Annotated in this window: 14 protein-coding genes; 8 read left to right on the forward strand and 6 right to left on the reverse strand. The window is 74.3% G+C overall.

From position 1 onward, the window contains the following. The coding region (locus VF825_RS07495) for an enoyl-CoA hydratase-related protein (protein ID WP_331111776.1) at positions 1 to 553 on the reverse strand (553 nt) is incomplete at its 3' end. 18 nt (positions 554 to 571) lie between these two features. On the opposite strand from VF825_RS07495, the gene VF825_RS07500 reads away from it, so the two are divergent. After that, positions 572 to 1,582, forward strand: coding sequence for an o-succinylbenzoate synthase (locus tag VF825_RS07500; RefSeq protein WP_331111778.1), 1,011 nt, complete (start codon positions 572 to 574; stop codon positions 1,580 to 1,582). After that, the gene (locus VF825_RS07505) at positions 1,563 to 2,063 is read left to right on the forward strand and encodes a nucleotidyltransferase domain-containing protein (protein WP_331111780.1); all 501 of its coding nucleotides are present in this window, start codon (positions 1,563 to 1,565) and stop codon (positions 2,061 to 2,063) included. The genes VF825_RS07500 and VF825_RS07505 overlap by 20 nt, the downstream gene beginning before the upstream one ends. Here VF825_RS07505 and VF825_RS07510 read toward each other — a convergent pair. From VF825_RS07510 to VF825_RS07520, 3 genes are all read right to left on the reverse strand, one after another. Further along, positions 2,051 to 2,695: a pyridoxamine 5'-phosphate oxidase family protein gene (locus VF825_RS07510; RefSeq protein ID WP_331111782.1), complete on the reverse strand. Its 645-nt coding sequence runs from the start codon at positions 2,693 to 2,695 to the stop codon at positions 2,051 to 2,053. The genes VF825_RS07505 and VF825_RS07510 overlap by 13 nt on opposite strands. A 69-nt stretch (positions 2,696 to 2,764) precedes the next feature. Beyond that, on the reverse strand, positions 2,765 to 3,652 hold the full coding sequence (locus tag VF825_RS07515; RefSeq protein WP_331111785.1) for an oxygenase MpaB family protein: 888 nt from the start codon (positions 3,650 to 3,652) through the stop codon (positions 2,765 to 2,767). A gap of 125 nt (positions 3,653 to 3,777) precedes the next feature. Then, positions 3,778 to 4,752, reverse strand: a complete 975-nt coding sequence (locus VF825_RS07520) for a TIGR03557 family F420-dependent LLM class oxidoreductase (RefSeq protein WP_331111787.1) — start codon at positions 4,750 to 4,752, stop codon at positions 3,778 to 3,780. 100 nt (positions 4,753 to 4,852) lie between these two features. On the opposite strand from VF825_RS07520, the gene menD reads away from it, so the two are divergent. Beyond that, entirely contained in the window at positions 4,853 to 6,553 is a 1,701-nt protein-coding gene (gene menD / locus VF825_RS07525) for a 2-succinyl-5-enolpyruvyl-6-hydroxy-3-cyclohexene-1-carboxylic-acid synthase (protein WP_331111789.1), read from the forward strand. Here the strand turns inward: menD and VF825_RS07530 are convergent. Next, a complete protein-coding gene (locus VF825_RS07530) occupies positions 6,550 to 7,830 on the reverse strand; it encodes a GNAT family N-acetyltransferase (RefSeq protein WP_331111791.1) in 1,281 nt (426 codons plus the stop codon). The two genes, menD and VF825_RS07530, sit on opposite strands and share 4 nt — an antisense overlap. 50 nt (positions 7,831 to 7,880) lie before the next feature. Between VF825_RS07530 and VF825_RS07535 the strand changes: the two genes are divergently transcribed. Continuing rightward, complete coding sequence (locus VF825_RS07535; protein WP_331111793.1) at positions 7,881 to 9,080, forward strand: MFS transporter; 1,200 nt, start codon at positions 7,881 to 7,883, stop codon at positions 9,078 to 9,080. A 36-nt stretch (positions 9,081 to 9,116) separates the two neighbouring features. Here VF825_RS07535 and VF825_RS07540 read toward each other — a convergent pair whose 3' ends face one another. Then, positions 9,117 to 10,409: an isochorismate synthase gene (locus tag VF825_RS07540; RefSeq protein WP_331111795.1), complete on the reverse strand. Its 1,293-nt coding sequence runs from the start codon at positions 10,407 to 10,409 to the stop codon at positions 9,117 to 9,119. Positions 10,410 to 10,542: 133 nt separating this feature from the next. On the opposite strand from VF825_RS07540, the gene VF825_RS07545 reads away from it, so the two are divergent. From VF825_RS07545 to VF825_RS07560, 4 genes are all read left to right on the forward strand, one after another. Then, positions 10,543 to 11,238, forward strand: a complete 696-nt coding sequence (locus VF825_RS07545; RefSeq protein ID WP_331111797.1) for a demethylmenaquinone methyltransferase — start codon at positions 10,543 to 10,545, stop codon at positions 11,236 to 11,238. A 135-nt stretch (positions 11,239 to 11,373) separates the two neighbouring features. Then, complete coding sequence (locus VF825_RS07550; RefSeq protein WP_331111826.1) at positions 11,374 to 12,669, forward strand: geranylgeranyl reductase family protein; 1,296 nt, start codon at positions 11,374 to 11,376, stop codon at positions 12,667 to 12,669. Positions 12,670 to 12,805: 136 nt separating this feature from the next. Beyond that, positions 12,806 to 13,168: an NADH-quinone oxidoreductase subunit A gene (locus VF825_RS07555; RefSeq protein WP_141789452.1), complete on the forward strand. Its 363-nt coding sequence runs from the start codon at positions 12,806 to 12,808 to the stop codon at positions 13,166 to 13,168. Next, the gene (locus VF825_RS07560; RefSeq protein ID WP_141789451.1) at positions 13,168 to 13,722 is read left to right on the forward strand and encodes a NuoB/complex I 20 kDa subunit family protein; all 555 of its coding nucleotides are present in this window, start codon (positions 13,168 to 13,170) and stop codon (positions 13,720 to 13,722) included. Before VF825_RS07555 ends, VF825_RS07560 begins: the two co-directional genes overlap by 1 nt. Positions 13,723 to 13,775: the final 53 nt, after the last annotated feature.

A 13,775-nucleotide genomic window follows, 5' to 3' on the forward strand; every position in this document is an offset into this window, starting at 1 on the left:
GCGCGTGCTCGCGGCTGGCGATGGTCAGGTCGCACACGACGTGCAGGCTGTGCCCGCCGCCGGCCGCCCAGCCGTTGACGACGGCGATGACCACCTTGGGCATGGTGCGGATCAGGCGCTGCACCTCCAGGATGTGCAGCCGGCCGCCGGCCGCCCTGACCCGGGCCTGGTCCACGGTGTCGGCGGTCTCGCCCTCGGCGTACTGGTAGCCGCTGCGCCCGCGGATGCGCTGGTCGCCGCCGGAGCAGAACGCCCACCCGCCGTCCTTGCTGCTCGGGCCGTTGCCGGTGAGCAGCACGGCGCCGACGTCCGGGGTCATCCGCGCGTGGTCCAGCGCGCGGTACAGCTCGTCCACGGTGTGCGGGCGGAAGGCGTTGCGCACCTCGGGGCGGTTGAACGCGATCCGCACGGTGCCGCGGCCCGGCCCCTCGACCACCGCGCGGTGGTAGGTGATGTCGGTGAAGTCGAAGCCCTCGACGACCTCCCACGCGCTCGGGTCGAAGATCTCCGACACGCCCTCGGTGCGGTGCTGGCTGCTCTGCTCGTCGGTCACGTCAGCGAGGATAGGCGCATGCCTGATCCGCTCCTGCCGGGCCTGCCGGAGGTCCTCGAGTCCCTCCACGTCGTGCGGATCCCCATGCGGGTGCGCTTCCGCGGGGTGATGGAGCGCGAGGCGGTGCTGCTGCAGGGGCCCGCCGGCTGGGGCGAGTTCGCGCCGTTCCTGGAGTACGACCACGCCGAGTCCGCGCGATGGCTGGCCGCGGCGCTGGAGGCCGGGTGGCAGGGCTGGCCGGTGGCCCAGCGGTCCTCGGTGCCGGTCAACGCCACCGTGCCCGCCGTGCCCGCGGACGAGGTCGCCGCGGTCCTGGCCCGGTATGACGGGTGCACCACCGCCAAGGTCAAGGTCGCCGAGCGGGGGCAACAGCTCGCCGACGACGTCGACCGGGTGGCGGCGGTGCGGGAGGTGATGGGGCCGGCAGGGCGGATCCGCGTGGACGCCAACGGCGGGTGGGACCTCGAACAGGCACGGGAGGCGCTGAGCCGGCTCGCGCGATACGGGCTGGAGTACGCCGAGCAGCCGTGCGCGACCGTGGAGGACCTGGCCCGGCTGCGAACAGCCTTGGCGCGCAACGGGATCGACGTGCTCGTCGCTGCGGACGAGTCGATCCGCAAGGCCTCCGACCCGCTGCGCGTGGCCCGCGAGGGCGCCGCGGACGTGGTCGTGGTCAAGGTGGCGCCGCTGGGGGGAGTGCGTGCCGCACTGGCCGTCGCCCGGGAGTGCGGCCTGCCCACCGTCGTCTCGAGCGCGCTGGACACCTCGGTGGGCATCTCGGCCGGGGTCGCGCTCGCGGCGGCGCTGCCGGAGCTGCCGTTCGCCTGCGGTCTGGGCACGGTCGAGCTCATGGCCGGCGACGTGGCCGTGCCCTCGGTCGTGCCCCGGGGCGGGGCCCTGCCCGTGGCCGCGGCCCAGGTGGACCCCCTGCTGCTCCAGCGGTGGGCGGCGCCGGAGGACCGGCGTGCCTGGTGGGTCGAGCGGGTGCGGCGCTGCTGGGAGGTCCTCGGTGCCGACGACCGCCGCTGACGTCATCGAGGTGCTTCGCCTCCTGAGCGGCGTGGGCGCGGGCCCGCGGCTCTCGGGTGGCTGGGGTGTCGACGCATTGCATGGGCGGCAGACCCGTGAGCACCGCGACGTGGACCTGGCTGTTGACGCGGGGCGGCTGGACGCGTGCGTGGAGACGTTGCAGCGCAACGGTTTCGTCGTCGCCACCGACTGGCTCCCGGTGCGCGTGGAGCTGTCCGACCACATCTGCGGCCGTCACGTGGACCTGCACCCCCTGCACTTCGCGGCCGACGGCAGCGCCTGGCAGGCGGGGCTCGACGGCAGCCGGTTCGACTACCCGGCAGATGCCTGGTGTGAGGGCTCGGTCGGCGGGACGGGCGTCCGCTGCCTGTCGGCACGGATGCAGCGGGCGTTCCACGCCGGTTATGAGCTCCGGGACGTCGACCGGCACGACCTTCGCCTGCTGGAGGACGCGTCCGCGCCCGCGGATCAGGCTCCGTAGAGGTTCTCGTCCCGGGCGTAGTCCGGGCCGTAGTAGCGCTCGAGCTCCTCGAGCGGGGTGTCCGGCCGCTCCAGGGCCTTGGCGATGCGGGCCCGCGACGGGAGCGTGTCGGCGGCGGGCCAGGTCTCCGGCTGCCAGAGCCCGGACCGCAGGAACGCCTTGGCGCAGTGGAAGAAGACCTCCTCGACCTCGACCACCAGGGCCAGGACGGGCCGCTTGCCCTTGACCGCCATGTCGTCGAAGAACGGCGCCTCACGCACCAGGCGCGCCCGGCCGTTGACCCGCAGCGTGTCCCCGCGGCCGGGGACGAGGAACAGCAACCCGACGTGCGGGTTCTCCAGCACGTTGAGGAACCCGTCGGCCCGACGGTTGCCCGGTCGCTCGGCCAGGGCGACCGTGTGGTCGTCGAGGACGTGGACCAGGTGCCCGGCGGGGTCACCCTTGGGGGAGGCGTCGACGCGTCCCTGCGCGTCCGAGGTCGCGACGACGCACAGCGGCGAGACGGCCAGCCACTGCCGGTCGAGCTCGGTCAGCTCCGGGCGCACCTTCTCGGCGACCCGCTGGCTCGGGGAGCCGAGCAGCTCCCGCAGCTCCTCCGCGCTGGTGACCTCGGTCCACGTCGTGCTCTCCACTGCCGCCCTCCCCATGGCCAGCCGGACCGTCCGGCCGCGCTGCGACCCGACCGTACCGCTCGGGCGACCTCAGGCGGCCGGTTGGTCGTCGACGGTGACGACACCCTCGGCACCGGCCAGCCAGCGCAGACCGCCGACCATGGTGTGCCCGGCCGCCCGGATCGCGGTGCGCTCCAGGATCGGCAGGTGCGGCAGCAGCAGCGGCGAGCGCGCCCAGGTCGGCATCAGCCCGACCGCGGCGGCCCACAGCAGGGAGTACGCCGGCCGGGCCACCAGCGGCAGCGGGGCCTCCAGCAGCAGGAACCGGGCCGCGTCGCGGGCGGCCCGCGTGCCCGCGAGCTCCGGGCGGAAGGCCTCGAGCTGCGCGGCGAGCCCGGCGGTGCTCGTCGGCACCTCGGCCGGGTCGGCACCGAGGCGGCGGGCCACCTCACCGGCCTGCGCGACGTAGGTGTCGGCCTCCTGCGGCGTCAGCGGGCGGCGACCGTAGGTCTGGTGCGCGGTGAGGAAGCTGTCCACCTCGGCCACGTGGACCCAGGCGAGCAGGTGCGGGTCGGAGGCGCGGTAGCTGCGCCCGTCCGGCGCGATACCGCTGATCCGCGCGTGCACCCGCCGCACCGCGGCGACCGAGTCCTCGGCGTCCTGCGCCGTCCCGAACGTGGTCACCGCCAGGAAGGCGCTGGTGCGCGCCAGCCGCCCCCACGGGTCGGAGCGGTATCCCGAGTGGTCGGCCACCGCGGCCATGGCCAGCGGGTGCAGCGACTGCAGGAGCAGGGCGCGGATGCCGCCGGGATACATCGCGGTGTCGGCGTGCACCCGCCGGATCGGGGAGCCGGGCGGGAACCAGCGCGGGCCCGGCGTGCCGTGGATCCGGTCCCGCAGGGCAGGGCCGTCCGGCCCGGCGACCTTGGCGAAGACGGCCCGCTGGACCTGGTTGCGGAGCACCTCGAGGGAGGCCATGTCCCCATTGTGCGCGCCCCCGGCGACACCCTCCGCGCGACCTGGTGCCCGCTGCGCCGCGAATCAGGGCCCGTGGAGCACCCATTCGCGACGCAACGGGCACCAAGTACGGAGGACGCGCGCTCTCAGCCGGACGCCTCGCGCAGCGCCGGCAGCAGCTCGGCCTGCGCCACCTTGAGGAACTCCTCCTGCGTCTGGTCGCCGATCTGCACCAGCGCCACGTCGGTGAACCCGGCCTCCCAGAACGGGCGCACCGCCTCGACGATCGCGCCGACGTCGGGCCCGCACGGGATGGAGCCGGCCACGTCCTCCGGCCGGACGAACTGCGTCGCGCCGGCGAAGCCGGCCGGCCCCGGCAGCTCGGCGTTGACCTTCCACCCACCGCCGAACCAGCGAAACTCCCGGTGGGCGCGCTCGACCGCCTCCTCCGCCGACCGGCCCCAGGCGACCGGGACCTGACCGACCTTGCGGGTCGAGCCGCCCTTGACCTCGTCCCACAGCCGCACCAGCGAGGCGTCCGGCTCGACGGCGACCATGGCCTGGGAGCGCGGCGCCAGCGTCTCGATCGACTGCCGCCCCGAGACGGCGCACGCGATCGGCACCCGCTGCTCGGGCACGTCCCACAGCCGCGCCGAGTCGACGCGGTAGTGCTGCCCGGCCCAGCTCACGTCCTCGCCGCCGAGCAGCGCGTCGATGATCTCCACCGCCTCGGCGAGCATCTCGTGGCGCACGTTGACCGGCGGCCAGCCGCGGCCGACGACGTGCTCGTTGAGGTTCTCCCCGGCGCCGAGGCCGAGGGTGAACCGGCCGTCGGACAGGATGCCCATCGTCGCCGCCTTCTGCGCCACGACCGCCGGGTGGTAGCGCATGATCGGGCAGGTCACGTAGGTCATCAGGTCCACGCGCGAGGTCACCTGGCTGACCGCGCCGAGCATGCTCCACGCGTAGCCGGCGTGGCCCTGCTCCTCCAGCCACGGGAAGTAGTGGTCGCTCATCACCTCGAGGTCGAAGCCGGCCTCCTCGGCCAGGGCCGCGTAGCGGACCAGCTCGCGGGGGCCGGACTGCTCGGTCATCAGGGTGTAGCCGAACCGTGTCGCCATGGGTCCTCCTCGCTCGTCGGGTCCCTGCCCGTACCCACTCACGGGCCGAACATGCCCGGCCGTCCGCGCCGGGCGGGGGCAATGCGGCAGGATCGGGCACGTGAACCCCTCGACCGCCCTCGCGACCGTCCTCGTCGACGAGCTCGCGCGGCACGGGGTCCGCGAGGCGGTCCTGTGCCCCGGCTCGCGCTCGGCGCCGCTGGCCTACGCGCTGCAGGAGGCCGACCGTGCCGGCCGCATCCGGCTGCACGTGCGCGTGGACGAGCGCTCGGCGGGATTCCTGGCCCTCGGCCTGGCCAAGCTGACCCGCCGCCCGGTCCCGGTGGTGACGACCTCCGGCACCGCCGTGGCCAACCTGCACCCGGCCGTCCTCGAGGCGCACCACGCGGCGGTGCCGCTGCTGGTCCTCAGCGCCGACCGCCCGCCGGAGCTGCGTGGCACCGGGGCCAACCAGACCACCACCCAGCCGGGCCTGTTCGGTATGCCGGTCCGCTGGCTGCACGACCTCGGCGCACCCGAGCGCCGCCCCGGGCAGGTGGCGGTGTGGCGCTCGACGGCCAGCCGCGCCTGCGCGGCCGCGACCGGCGTTCTCGGTGGCACCCCCGGGCCCGTCCACCTCAACCTGCCGCTGCGCGAGCCGCTCGTGCCGACCGCCGACGCCGAGCCCTGGCCCGAGTCGCTGGACGGCCGTCCCGGCGGGGCGCCGTGGGTGCGCACCGACCGGGCCATCGCGGTCGCCGAGCCGCTGGACGACGAGCCCCGGACCCTGGTGCTGCTGGGCGACCTGCCGGACCCCAGTGCCGCGGCCGCGGTCGCCTCCCTGGTCGAGGCCACTGGATGGCCGCTGCTGGCCGAGCCGTTCGGCGCGCTGGACCGCGCGACCGTGACGCCGCACGGGCCGCTGCTGCTGACCGCCACCGACTGGCTCGAGCAGCACCTGCCCGCCCGGGTCCTCGTGGTCGGGCGGATCACCCTCTCCCGGGCGGTCGCGGCGCTGCTGCGCCGGCCGGAGGTCCGGGTCGAGGTCATCAGCCCGGCCCACGGCTGGCCCGACCCCGGCCACGTGGCGGCGCGGGTCCACCCGTGGGCCGCGATCGCCGGCCACGAGCACCTCTCGGTCGACCGGGCCTGGGCGGACGCCTGGCACGAGGCCGGCCGCACCGTCGCCGCGGCAGCCCAGCCGGTCATCGCCGGGGCCTGGCCGTCCGGGCTCGGGGTCGCCGCCGCCGTGGCGGGCGCCCTACCCGCGCACGCCACGTTGTTCGTCGGCTCCTCCAACGCCGCCCGGGACCTGGACCTCGCGCTGACCCCCACGGCCCTGGCCACCGGGGCGGCCGTCGTCGCCAGCCGCGGCCTGGCCGGGATCGACGGCTGCGTCTCCACCTCCGTGGGGCTGGCCCTCGCGCACCCGGCCCGGCCGACCTACGCCCTGATGGGTGACCTGACCTTCCTGCACGACAGCAACGGGCTGCTCATCGGGCCGCACGAGCCGCGCCCGGACCTGACCGTGGTGGTGCCCAACGACGACGGCGGGGGCATCTTCACCCTGCTGGAGCCGGGGGAGCCGGCGCGGGCGGCCGACTTCGAGCGCATCTTCGGCACACCGACGGGCACGTCCCTGACCGACCTGTGCCGGGCGCACGGCGTCGACCACCTCCGGGCCACGACGCGCGAGGAGCTCACGGCTGCCGTCGCCGCCCGCCCGGACGGCCTGCGGGTCGTCGAGGTCCCCCTGCCGCGGGACGGGCACCGCGACCTGCACGCCCGCCTGCGCGAGGCAGCGGCGGCAGCACTGGCCTAGAAGGCGATCCCCGGCATCGGCTCCCGGTCGGCCCGCATCGCCAGCGATAGCTGCCGCACCGCGCCGGTCCGCAGCTCCTCCACCACGCCGCGGTGGGCCTGGGACGCGATGCTGCGCGAGCCCAGGTAGGCGGCGCCGAGGGCCTGCACCGGCAGCCGCAGGTCGGCGGGGTCCGTGGTGGGCGAGCACCGTCCGACGCCCTTGTCGTCCACGGACAGACGCCAGCGCTGCTGGTTCCACGGGCACACCCCGTCGATGACCTCGAGCACCACGTCACAGGCCGCCGCGTAGCCGCGCTGCGAGAGCGCACGCCCTACGTCGACCAGGCGCAGCCACAGCCCGTCGTAGGTCGAGATGTCGACCGCCCGCGGCCCGCCGGCCCACCACAGCAGCGGGTCGTCGGTCGAGCGCTGGTCGAAGGTCACCGTCGTCGTCAGGTCGAAGTCGACCAGCCGGCGGGCCAGCGCCAACAGGGAGGCCTCGTCGAGCGCGGCGACCTCGGTGACCGCCACGGTGCCCTTGGGGCTGCCGTCCTCCCAGGTGCCGGAGCGCGTGAACCGCGCGAAGCCGGTCGTCTCCCCGTCGCGGGAGCAGAACATGACCTGCTGCGGCTCCCGGCCCACGCGCGCCGGCGGGTGGTCCCGGAACAGCACCCGGCCCATGAGCTCCGACCGGGTCACCGCGCCGAGCGTCGCCGTCGTGGCCGCGACGTGGAGCCGGTGGACCCGCTCCCGCGCCTCGTCGGAGTCCATCGGCATGAACCGGGTCTCCAGCCGGCCGGCCTCATCCTCCAGCGCCGGCGCCGTGAACGTGGCCCCGCGCCCCATGGACAGGTGCACCTCGAGGGAGGCCACGGCATACCCGAACCGGCCGTAGATGGCCGGCTCAGCGGCGTGCAGCCCGCTGATCCCCACGCCCTGCTCGTGCAGCTCCGCGAAGTGGTGGCCCAGCATCGCCCGCAGCACGCCCCGGCGCCGGTGGTCGGGGTGCACCGACACCCAGGACAGGCCGGGCATGGGCACCGAGACCGGCGCGTCCAGCGGCCCCGGGACGGTCAGGCCCAGGCTGAAGGCGGTGTAGCAGCCGCACAGCGTGGTGCCGCCGTCGCGGCTGGCGCCGAAGGTCCTCGGCCACTCGAAGCCGTCGAGGACGTGCCCCATGTCGTGCTGGGACGGGTCGAAGAAGAAGGCCGCCGCATCGACGCCCAGCAGGCGCTCGCGGTCCTGCGGGCCGAGCGGGACGACCGTGACGCCGGCACCGCGCTGTTGACTGTCCATGGGACGGAGCGTTGCGCCACCGTGACCGGCCATGCAACAGGATTGACCCCATGCACACACCGGTGAAGGGCTCGGTCCCCGCGGTGGTCGCGGTCTTCACGGTCAACGGTGCGCTGATGGCGCAGGCCTATGCACGCATGCCCCAGCTGCGCGACCAGGTCGGCGCGACGCCGGCGCAGCTGGGCCTGGCGCTGCTCGGGGGCGGCCTCGGCTCGGTGCTGGCCATGCCGTGGACCGGCCGGGTGGTGGAGCGGTGGGGCAGCAAGGCCACGATCCGGGTCGTCGCGCTCGTCAACGTCCTGGCCTGGGCGACCGTCGCGTGGACCGGGTCCCCGCTCGCACTCGCCGCGACCCTCGTGTTCATCGGCGCGACCACCGGTGTCTGGGACGTGGCCATGAACGTCCAGGGGCACCACGTCGAGCGGCTGCGGGGTCGCTCCCTCATGCCCCGCCTGCACGCCGGCTTCTCCGCCGGCACCCTGGCCGGGGCGCTGGTGGGTGCGCTCGCGGCCAAGCTCACCCTGCCGCTGCAGGTGCAGCTGCCGGTCTTCGGCGCCCTGACCTTCGTCGTCGTCATCGGCGCGACCCGGCTCTTCGTCGGCGACCACGTCGGCGTCGAGGTCAGCCCGGAGGAGGAGCCGGTCGCGCCCACCCGCTCCGGCATCACCGTCCTCGAGGTGCTGATCGGACTGATCACCCTGTCCACCGCGATCGGGGAGGGTGCGGCCAACGACTGGCTGGCGCTGCTGCTGGTCGACGTCCGGGAGGCCCCGCCGGCGTTCGGCGCGCTGACCTTCGCCGCGTTCAACCTGACCATGCTCCTCGGCCGCCTCGCCGGGGGGCCGGCGATCGAGCGGTTCGGCCGGGTGTGGGTGCTGCGGGTCAGCGGGCTGTGCGCCTGCGCCGGGGTGCTGCTGGTCTGCCTCGTGCCGATGCTCGGTGCCGCCGTGCTCGGCGGCCTGCTGTGGGGCCTGGGCCTGGCCACCGTCTTCCCCGCGACGATGTCCGCCGCCGGCGAGGTGCCCGGCCGCGGCCAGCGGGCCATCGGCGTCGTCTCCACGATCGGCTACGGCGGCTTCCTCCTCGGGGCGCCCACCATCGGCCTGCTCACCAGCCACGTCGGGCTGGACCGGGCGCTGTTGCTGATCGCCGGCTTCGCGGCCCTGATCGTGGTCCTCGCGCGGTATGCCGCGCCGGTCCCTGCCACGTCGCACGTCGTGCACGAGCCCGACGTGGGGCCCATGCGCTGAGGCGAGACCGCCGCGGGCCAGGTCAGGCTGCCGGCGTCAGAGGGCCTCGAGGGCGTCGCGCATGGGCACGAACTTGGCGTCGGACTCGGCCAGCTCGGCGTCGGGGTCGGACCCGGCGACGATGCCGCAGCCGGCGAACAACCGCAGCCGCCGCGCGTCGTCGGGGTCGAAGGCCCCGCAGCGCAGTGCGATGCCCCACTCGCCGTCGCCGCTGGCGTCCATCCAGCCGACCGGCCCGGCGTAGCGCCCCCGGTCCATGTGCTCCAGCTCGGCGATGGCCTGCGCGGCGACCGGGGTGGGGGTGCCGCAGACCGCCGCCGACGGGTGCAGCGAGGCCGCAAGCCCGAGCGAGGTGGTGCCGTCGGCGAGCACGCCGGCCACGTCGGTGGCCAGGTGCATGACGTTGGTCAGGTGCAGCACGAACGGCGCCTCGGGCACGTTCATCGAGGTGCAGTGCGGTTCCAGCGCGTCGGCGACGGAGCGCACGGCGTACTCGTGCTCCTCGAGGTCCTTGGACGAGCGCGCCAGTGACGCGGCCAGGGCCAGGTCGTGCCCGTCGTCGCCGGTGCGGCGGATGGTCCCCGCCAGCACCCGGGAAGTGACCAGGCCCTTCTCCAGGCGGACCAGCATCTCCGGCGTGGCGCCGAGCAGGCCGTCGACGGCGAAGACCCAGGTGTTGTCGTAGCGCTCGGCCAGGCGCTGCAGCAGCCAGCGCGGGTCGATCGGGTCGGCCGCGTCGACCTCGAGGTCGCGGGCCAGGACCACCTTGTCCATCTCGCCGGCGGCGATCCGGGACACCGCCTCGGCGACCGCGCCGCCCCACTGCGCCCCGGACAGGGCCCCGTCGGCGAAGGCGACCTCCCGCGGGGCGGCCGGGGGCTCGCCGGGTCCGGGGGTGAGGACCGCCGGCAGGCTCGAGCCCCGCGTGATCGTGGTGAGCCAGAAGTGCGAGCCGCGGTGGCCCAGGACCACCTCGGGCACGACCAGGGAGGCCCCGGCCGGGGAGTCGTCGGCGAAGGCGATCGAGCCGAAGCAGACCGGCCCGGTGCCGGGGAGCAGCACGTCGTCGCGGATCACGGCCCGGGAGACGACCTCCCGCCACCACTCCTGGGCGGCGGCGAAGCGCTGCGGGCCGCTCGCCTCGAAGGCCAGGGCCCGACCCCAGCCGACCAGCCCCTCACCGCGCCGCACCCACGAGGAGATCGCCTCGGGGGAGACGTGCCCCGGCAGCAGCGACAGCAGCGCGCCGGGGTCCTCGAGCGCCACCGTGCGCGCCACGAGCGGCCCGGCCGCGGGCGGCGGCGGGACGGGTGCGGGCTCAGTGGTCACGGTGAGCAAGCCTACGACCGGGGCCGGCGCGCCCGACCCCGGACCACGGTGAGGGGGTCCGCGCGACCCGGCCACCTGGCACACCGGTGGTGGCCGTGCAGGCCACCACGCGGCATACGGGAGGATGTGGCCCATGATCCGCGCCAGCCTCGACAAGCGTCCCCGCGACGTCGCCGCGATGTTCGACGACGTGGCGGGCAGGTACGACGTCACCAACGACGTACTGTCCCTCGGCCAGGACCGCCTCTGGCGCAAGGCCGTCGTGCGCGCCGTCGACGCCCGGCCGGGGGAGCGGGTGCTCGACATCGCCGCCGGCACGGGCACCAGCAGCGAGCCGTTCGCCGACGCCGGGATCGACGTGGTGCCGGCCGACTTCTCCCTCGGCATGCTGCGGGTCGGCAACCGCCGCCGCCCCGACCTGGGCTTCACCGCCGCCGACGCGCTGCGGCTGCCGTTCGCCGACGCGTCCTTCGACGTGGTCACCATGTCCTTCGGGCTGCGCAACGTCTCCGACACCCTCGGCGCGCTGCGCGAGTTCCTGCGGGTGACGAAGCCGGGCGGCCGCCTCGTGGTCTGCGAGTTCTCCCACCCGACCAACGCGACCTTCCGCAAGGTCTACAGCGAGTACCTCATGCGCTCGCTGCCGCCGATTGCCCGCCGGGTCAGCTCCAACCCCGAGTCCTACGTCTACCTCGCCGAGTCGATCCAGGCCTGGCCCGACCAGGCCGGTATGGCGCGCACGGTCACCGAGGCGGGGTGGCAGGACGTGGCCTGGCGCAACCTCAGCGGCGGGATCGTCGCCCTGCACCGGGCGGTCAAGGCGGGTTAGGTCTGCCTCAGTTCGGCAGGGTCCCGGGTCCGGGCGTAGAGTTCCGGGCGTATTCGTGAAGATCTTCACAAGCGCGCGCAAAGCAGCAATCAGCATGGTGAGGCAGCCGTGAGCAACAGCGAGACCGAGGCAGGGATGACCCCCGCGTCAGGCAGCCCGGCCTCCGAGACCGCCGACGTGATCGTGGTCGGCGCCGGCCCGGGCGGTTCCGCCACCGCGGCCTACCTCGCCGACCACGGCCTCGACGTCGTGCTGCTGGAGAAGTCCTCGTTCCCGCGCGACAAGATCTGCGGCGACGGCCTGACCCCGCGCGCCACCAAGGAGCTCATCTCCCTCGGCGTCGACACCTCGGGCTGGCAGCGCACCAAGGGCCTGCGCATCAAGGGCGGCGGCCACACGCTGCAGCTCGACTGGCCGGAGACCGACCACTTCCCCTCCTACGGCATGGTGCGCACCCGGGCCCAGCTCGACGAGACCCTGGCCCGCTACGCGCAGTCCCGCGGCGCCCGGCTCGAGGAGCACACCAGCGTCACCGGTCCGGTCCACGACGCCGCCGGCCGGGTCGTCGGTGTCACCGCCCGGCGGGTCGACGAGCGCGGCCGGGCCGCCGGCGACACCGTCACCTACCGCGCCCCGGTGGTCATCGCCAGCGACGGCGTCTCGAGCCGCCTCGCCACCGCCGTCGGCCGCCCCAAGCGCGAGGACCGCGTGATGGGCGTCGCCGTCCGCGCCTACTACCGCACGCCGCGCCGCGACGACTACCTCGAGTCCCACCTCGAGCTGTGGACCCGCGACGACTCCGGCAACCGCATCCTCATGCCCGGCTACGGCTGGCTCTTCCCGCTCGAGGACGGCCGCACCAACGTCGGCCTCGGCACGCTCGACACCACGGCGGCCTTCCAGAAGACCGACTACAAGGACGTCATGCGGCGCTGGGTCGAGGACATCGACGCCGACTGGCAGCTCGAGCACGACGACTCCGCCGGCCCGATCCGTGGCGCCGCGCTGCCGATGGGTTTCAACCGCAGCCCGCTCTACGCCGACGGCCTGCTCCTCGTCGGCGACGCCGGCGGCATGGTCAACCCGTTCAACGGCGAGGGCATCGACTACGCCCTCGAGGCCGCGCGCGTGGGGGCCGAGCTCGTCGCCCAGGCGCTGGCCCGCCCGAGCGACGCCGAGCGCGAGCGCGTCCTGGCCACCTACCCGAAGGTGATGAAGGACGAGCTCGGTGGCTACTTCACGCTGGGCCGCTGGTTCGCGCACGCGATCGGCAACCCGGAGGTGATGCGTCTGGCCACCAAGTACGGCCTGCCGCGCACCACGCTGATGAAGTTCCTGCTGAAGGTCATGGCCAACCTCGCGGAGCCGCGCGGCGGCACCGCGGGTGACCGCCTGATCACCGCCCTGTCCAAGATGGCCCCGGCGGCATGAGCCGGACGGGCGCCCCTAGGATTGGGCCGTTTGGAGACGTGGCCCCGCGTTCGCGGATGGTTTGCCTCGCCAACGTGGCGCACTCCGGACAGACTGCCGTGAGCGAGATGATCAACCGAAAGGGGAGCGTGTCGGGATGACCAACCCCTACGTCCCACTCCTGTTCCTGGCCGCCATCGGTGGCGGATTCGCCGTCTTCTCGGTGGTCGCGGGGTCCCTGGCCGGGCCCAAGCGCTACAACCGCGCGAAGCTCGACGCGTACGAGTGCGGCATCGAGCCGACGCCGCACGCGAGCGGCGGCGGCAAGGTGCCGATCAAGTACTACCTGACGGCCATGCTGTTCATCGTCTTCGACATCGAAGGCGTCTTCCTCTACCCGTTCGCGGTGGCCTTCAACAAGCTCGGCCTCTTCGCGTTGGTGGAGATGGTCCTGTTCATCATCACGGTGTTCGTCGCCTACGCCTACGTGTGGCGTCGCGGCGGTTTGGAGTGGGACTGATGGGTATCGAGGAGAAGCTCCCCGCGGGCTTCCTGCTCACCACGGTCGAGCAGCTGGCCGGCTACATGCGCAAGAGCTCGGTGTGGCCCGCGACGTTCGGCCTGGCCTGCTGCGCCATCGAGATGATGGCCGTCGGCACGCCGGACTACGACATCGCCCGGTTCGGCATGGAGCGCTTCTCGGCGACCCCGCGCCAGGCGGACCTGATGATCGTCGCCGGCCGGGTCAGCCAGAAGATGGCCCCGGTCGTGCGCCAGGTCTACGACCAGATGCCCGAGCCCAAGTGGGTCATCTCGATGGGCGTCTGCGCCAGCAGCGGCGGCATGTTCAACAACTACGCCATCGTCCAGGGCGTCGACCACATCGTCCCGGTCGACGTCTACCTGCCCGGCTGCCCGCCGCGGCCGGAGATGCTGCTCAACGCGATCATCACGCTGCACGAGCAGATCCAGAACACGCCGCTGGGCGTCAACCGCGTCAAGGCCGCCCGCGCCGCCGAGGAGGCCGCGCTCAAGGCGACGCCGACGCACGCCATGAAGGGGCTGTTGGCATGACGACGGCGCAGCGAGGACCGCAGCGCAGCGAGGACCGGAGCAAGCGCGGAGTC

Origin of the sequence: Oryzihumus sp. (genome assembly GCF_036391795.1) — a bacterium.
Taxonomy (GTDB): domain Bacteria; phylum Actinomycetota; class Actinomycetes; order Actinomycetales; family Dermatophilaceae; genus Oryzihumus.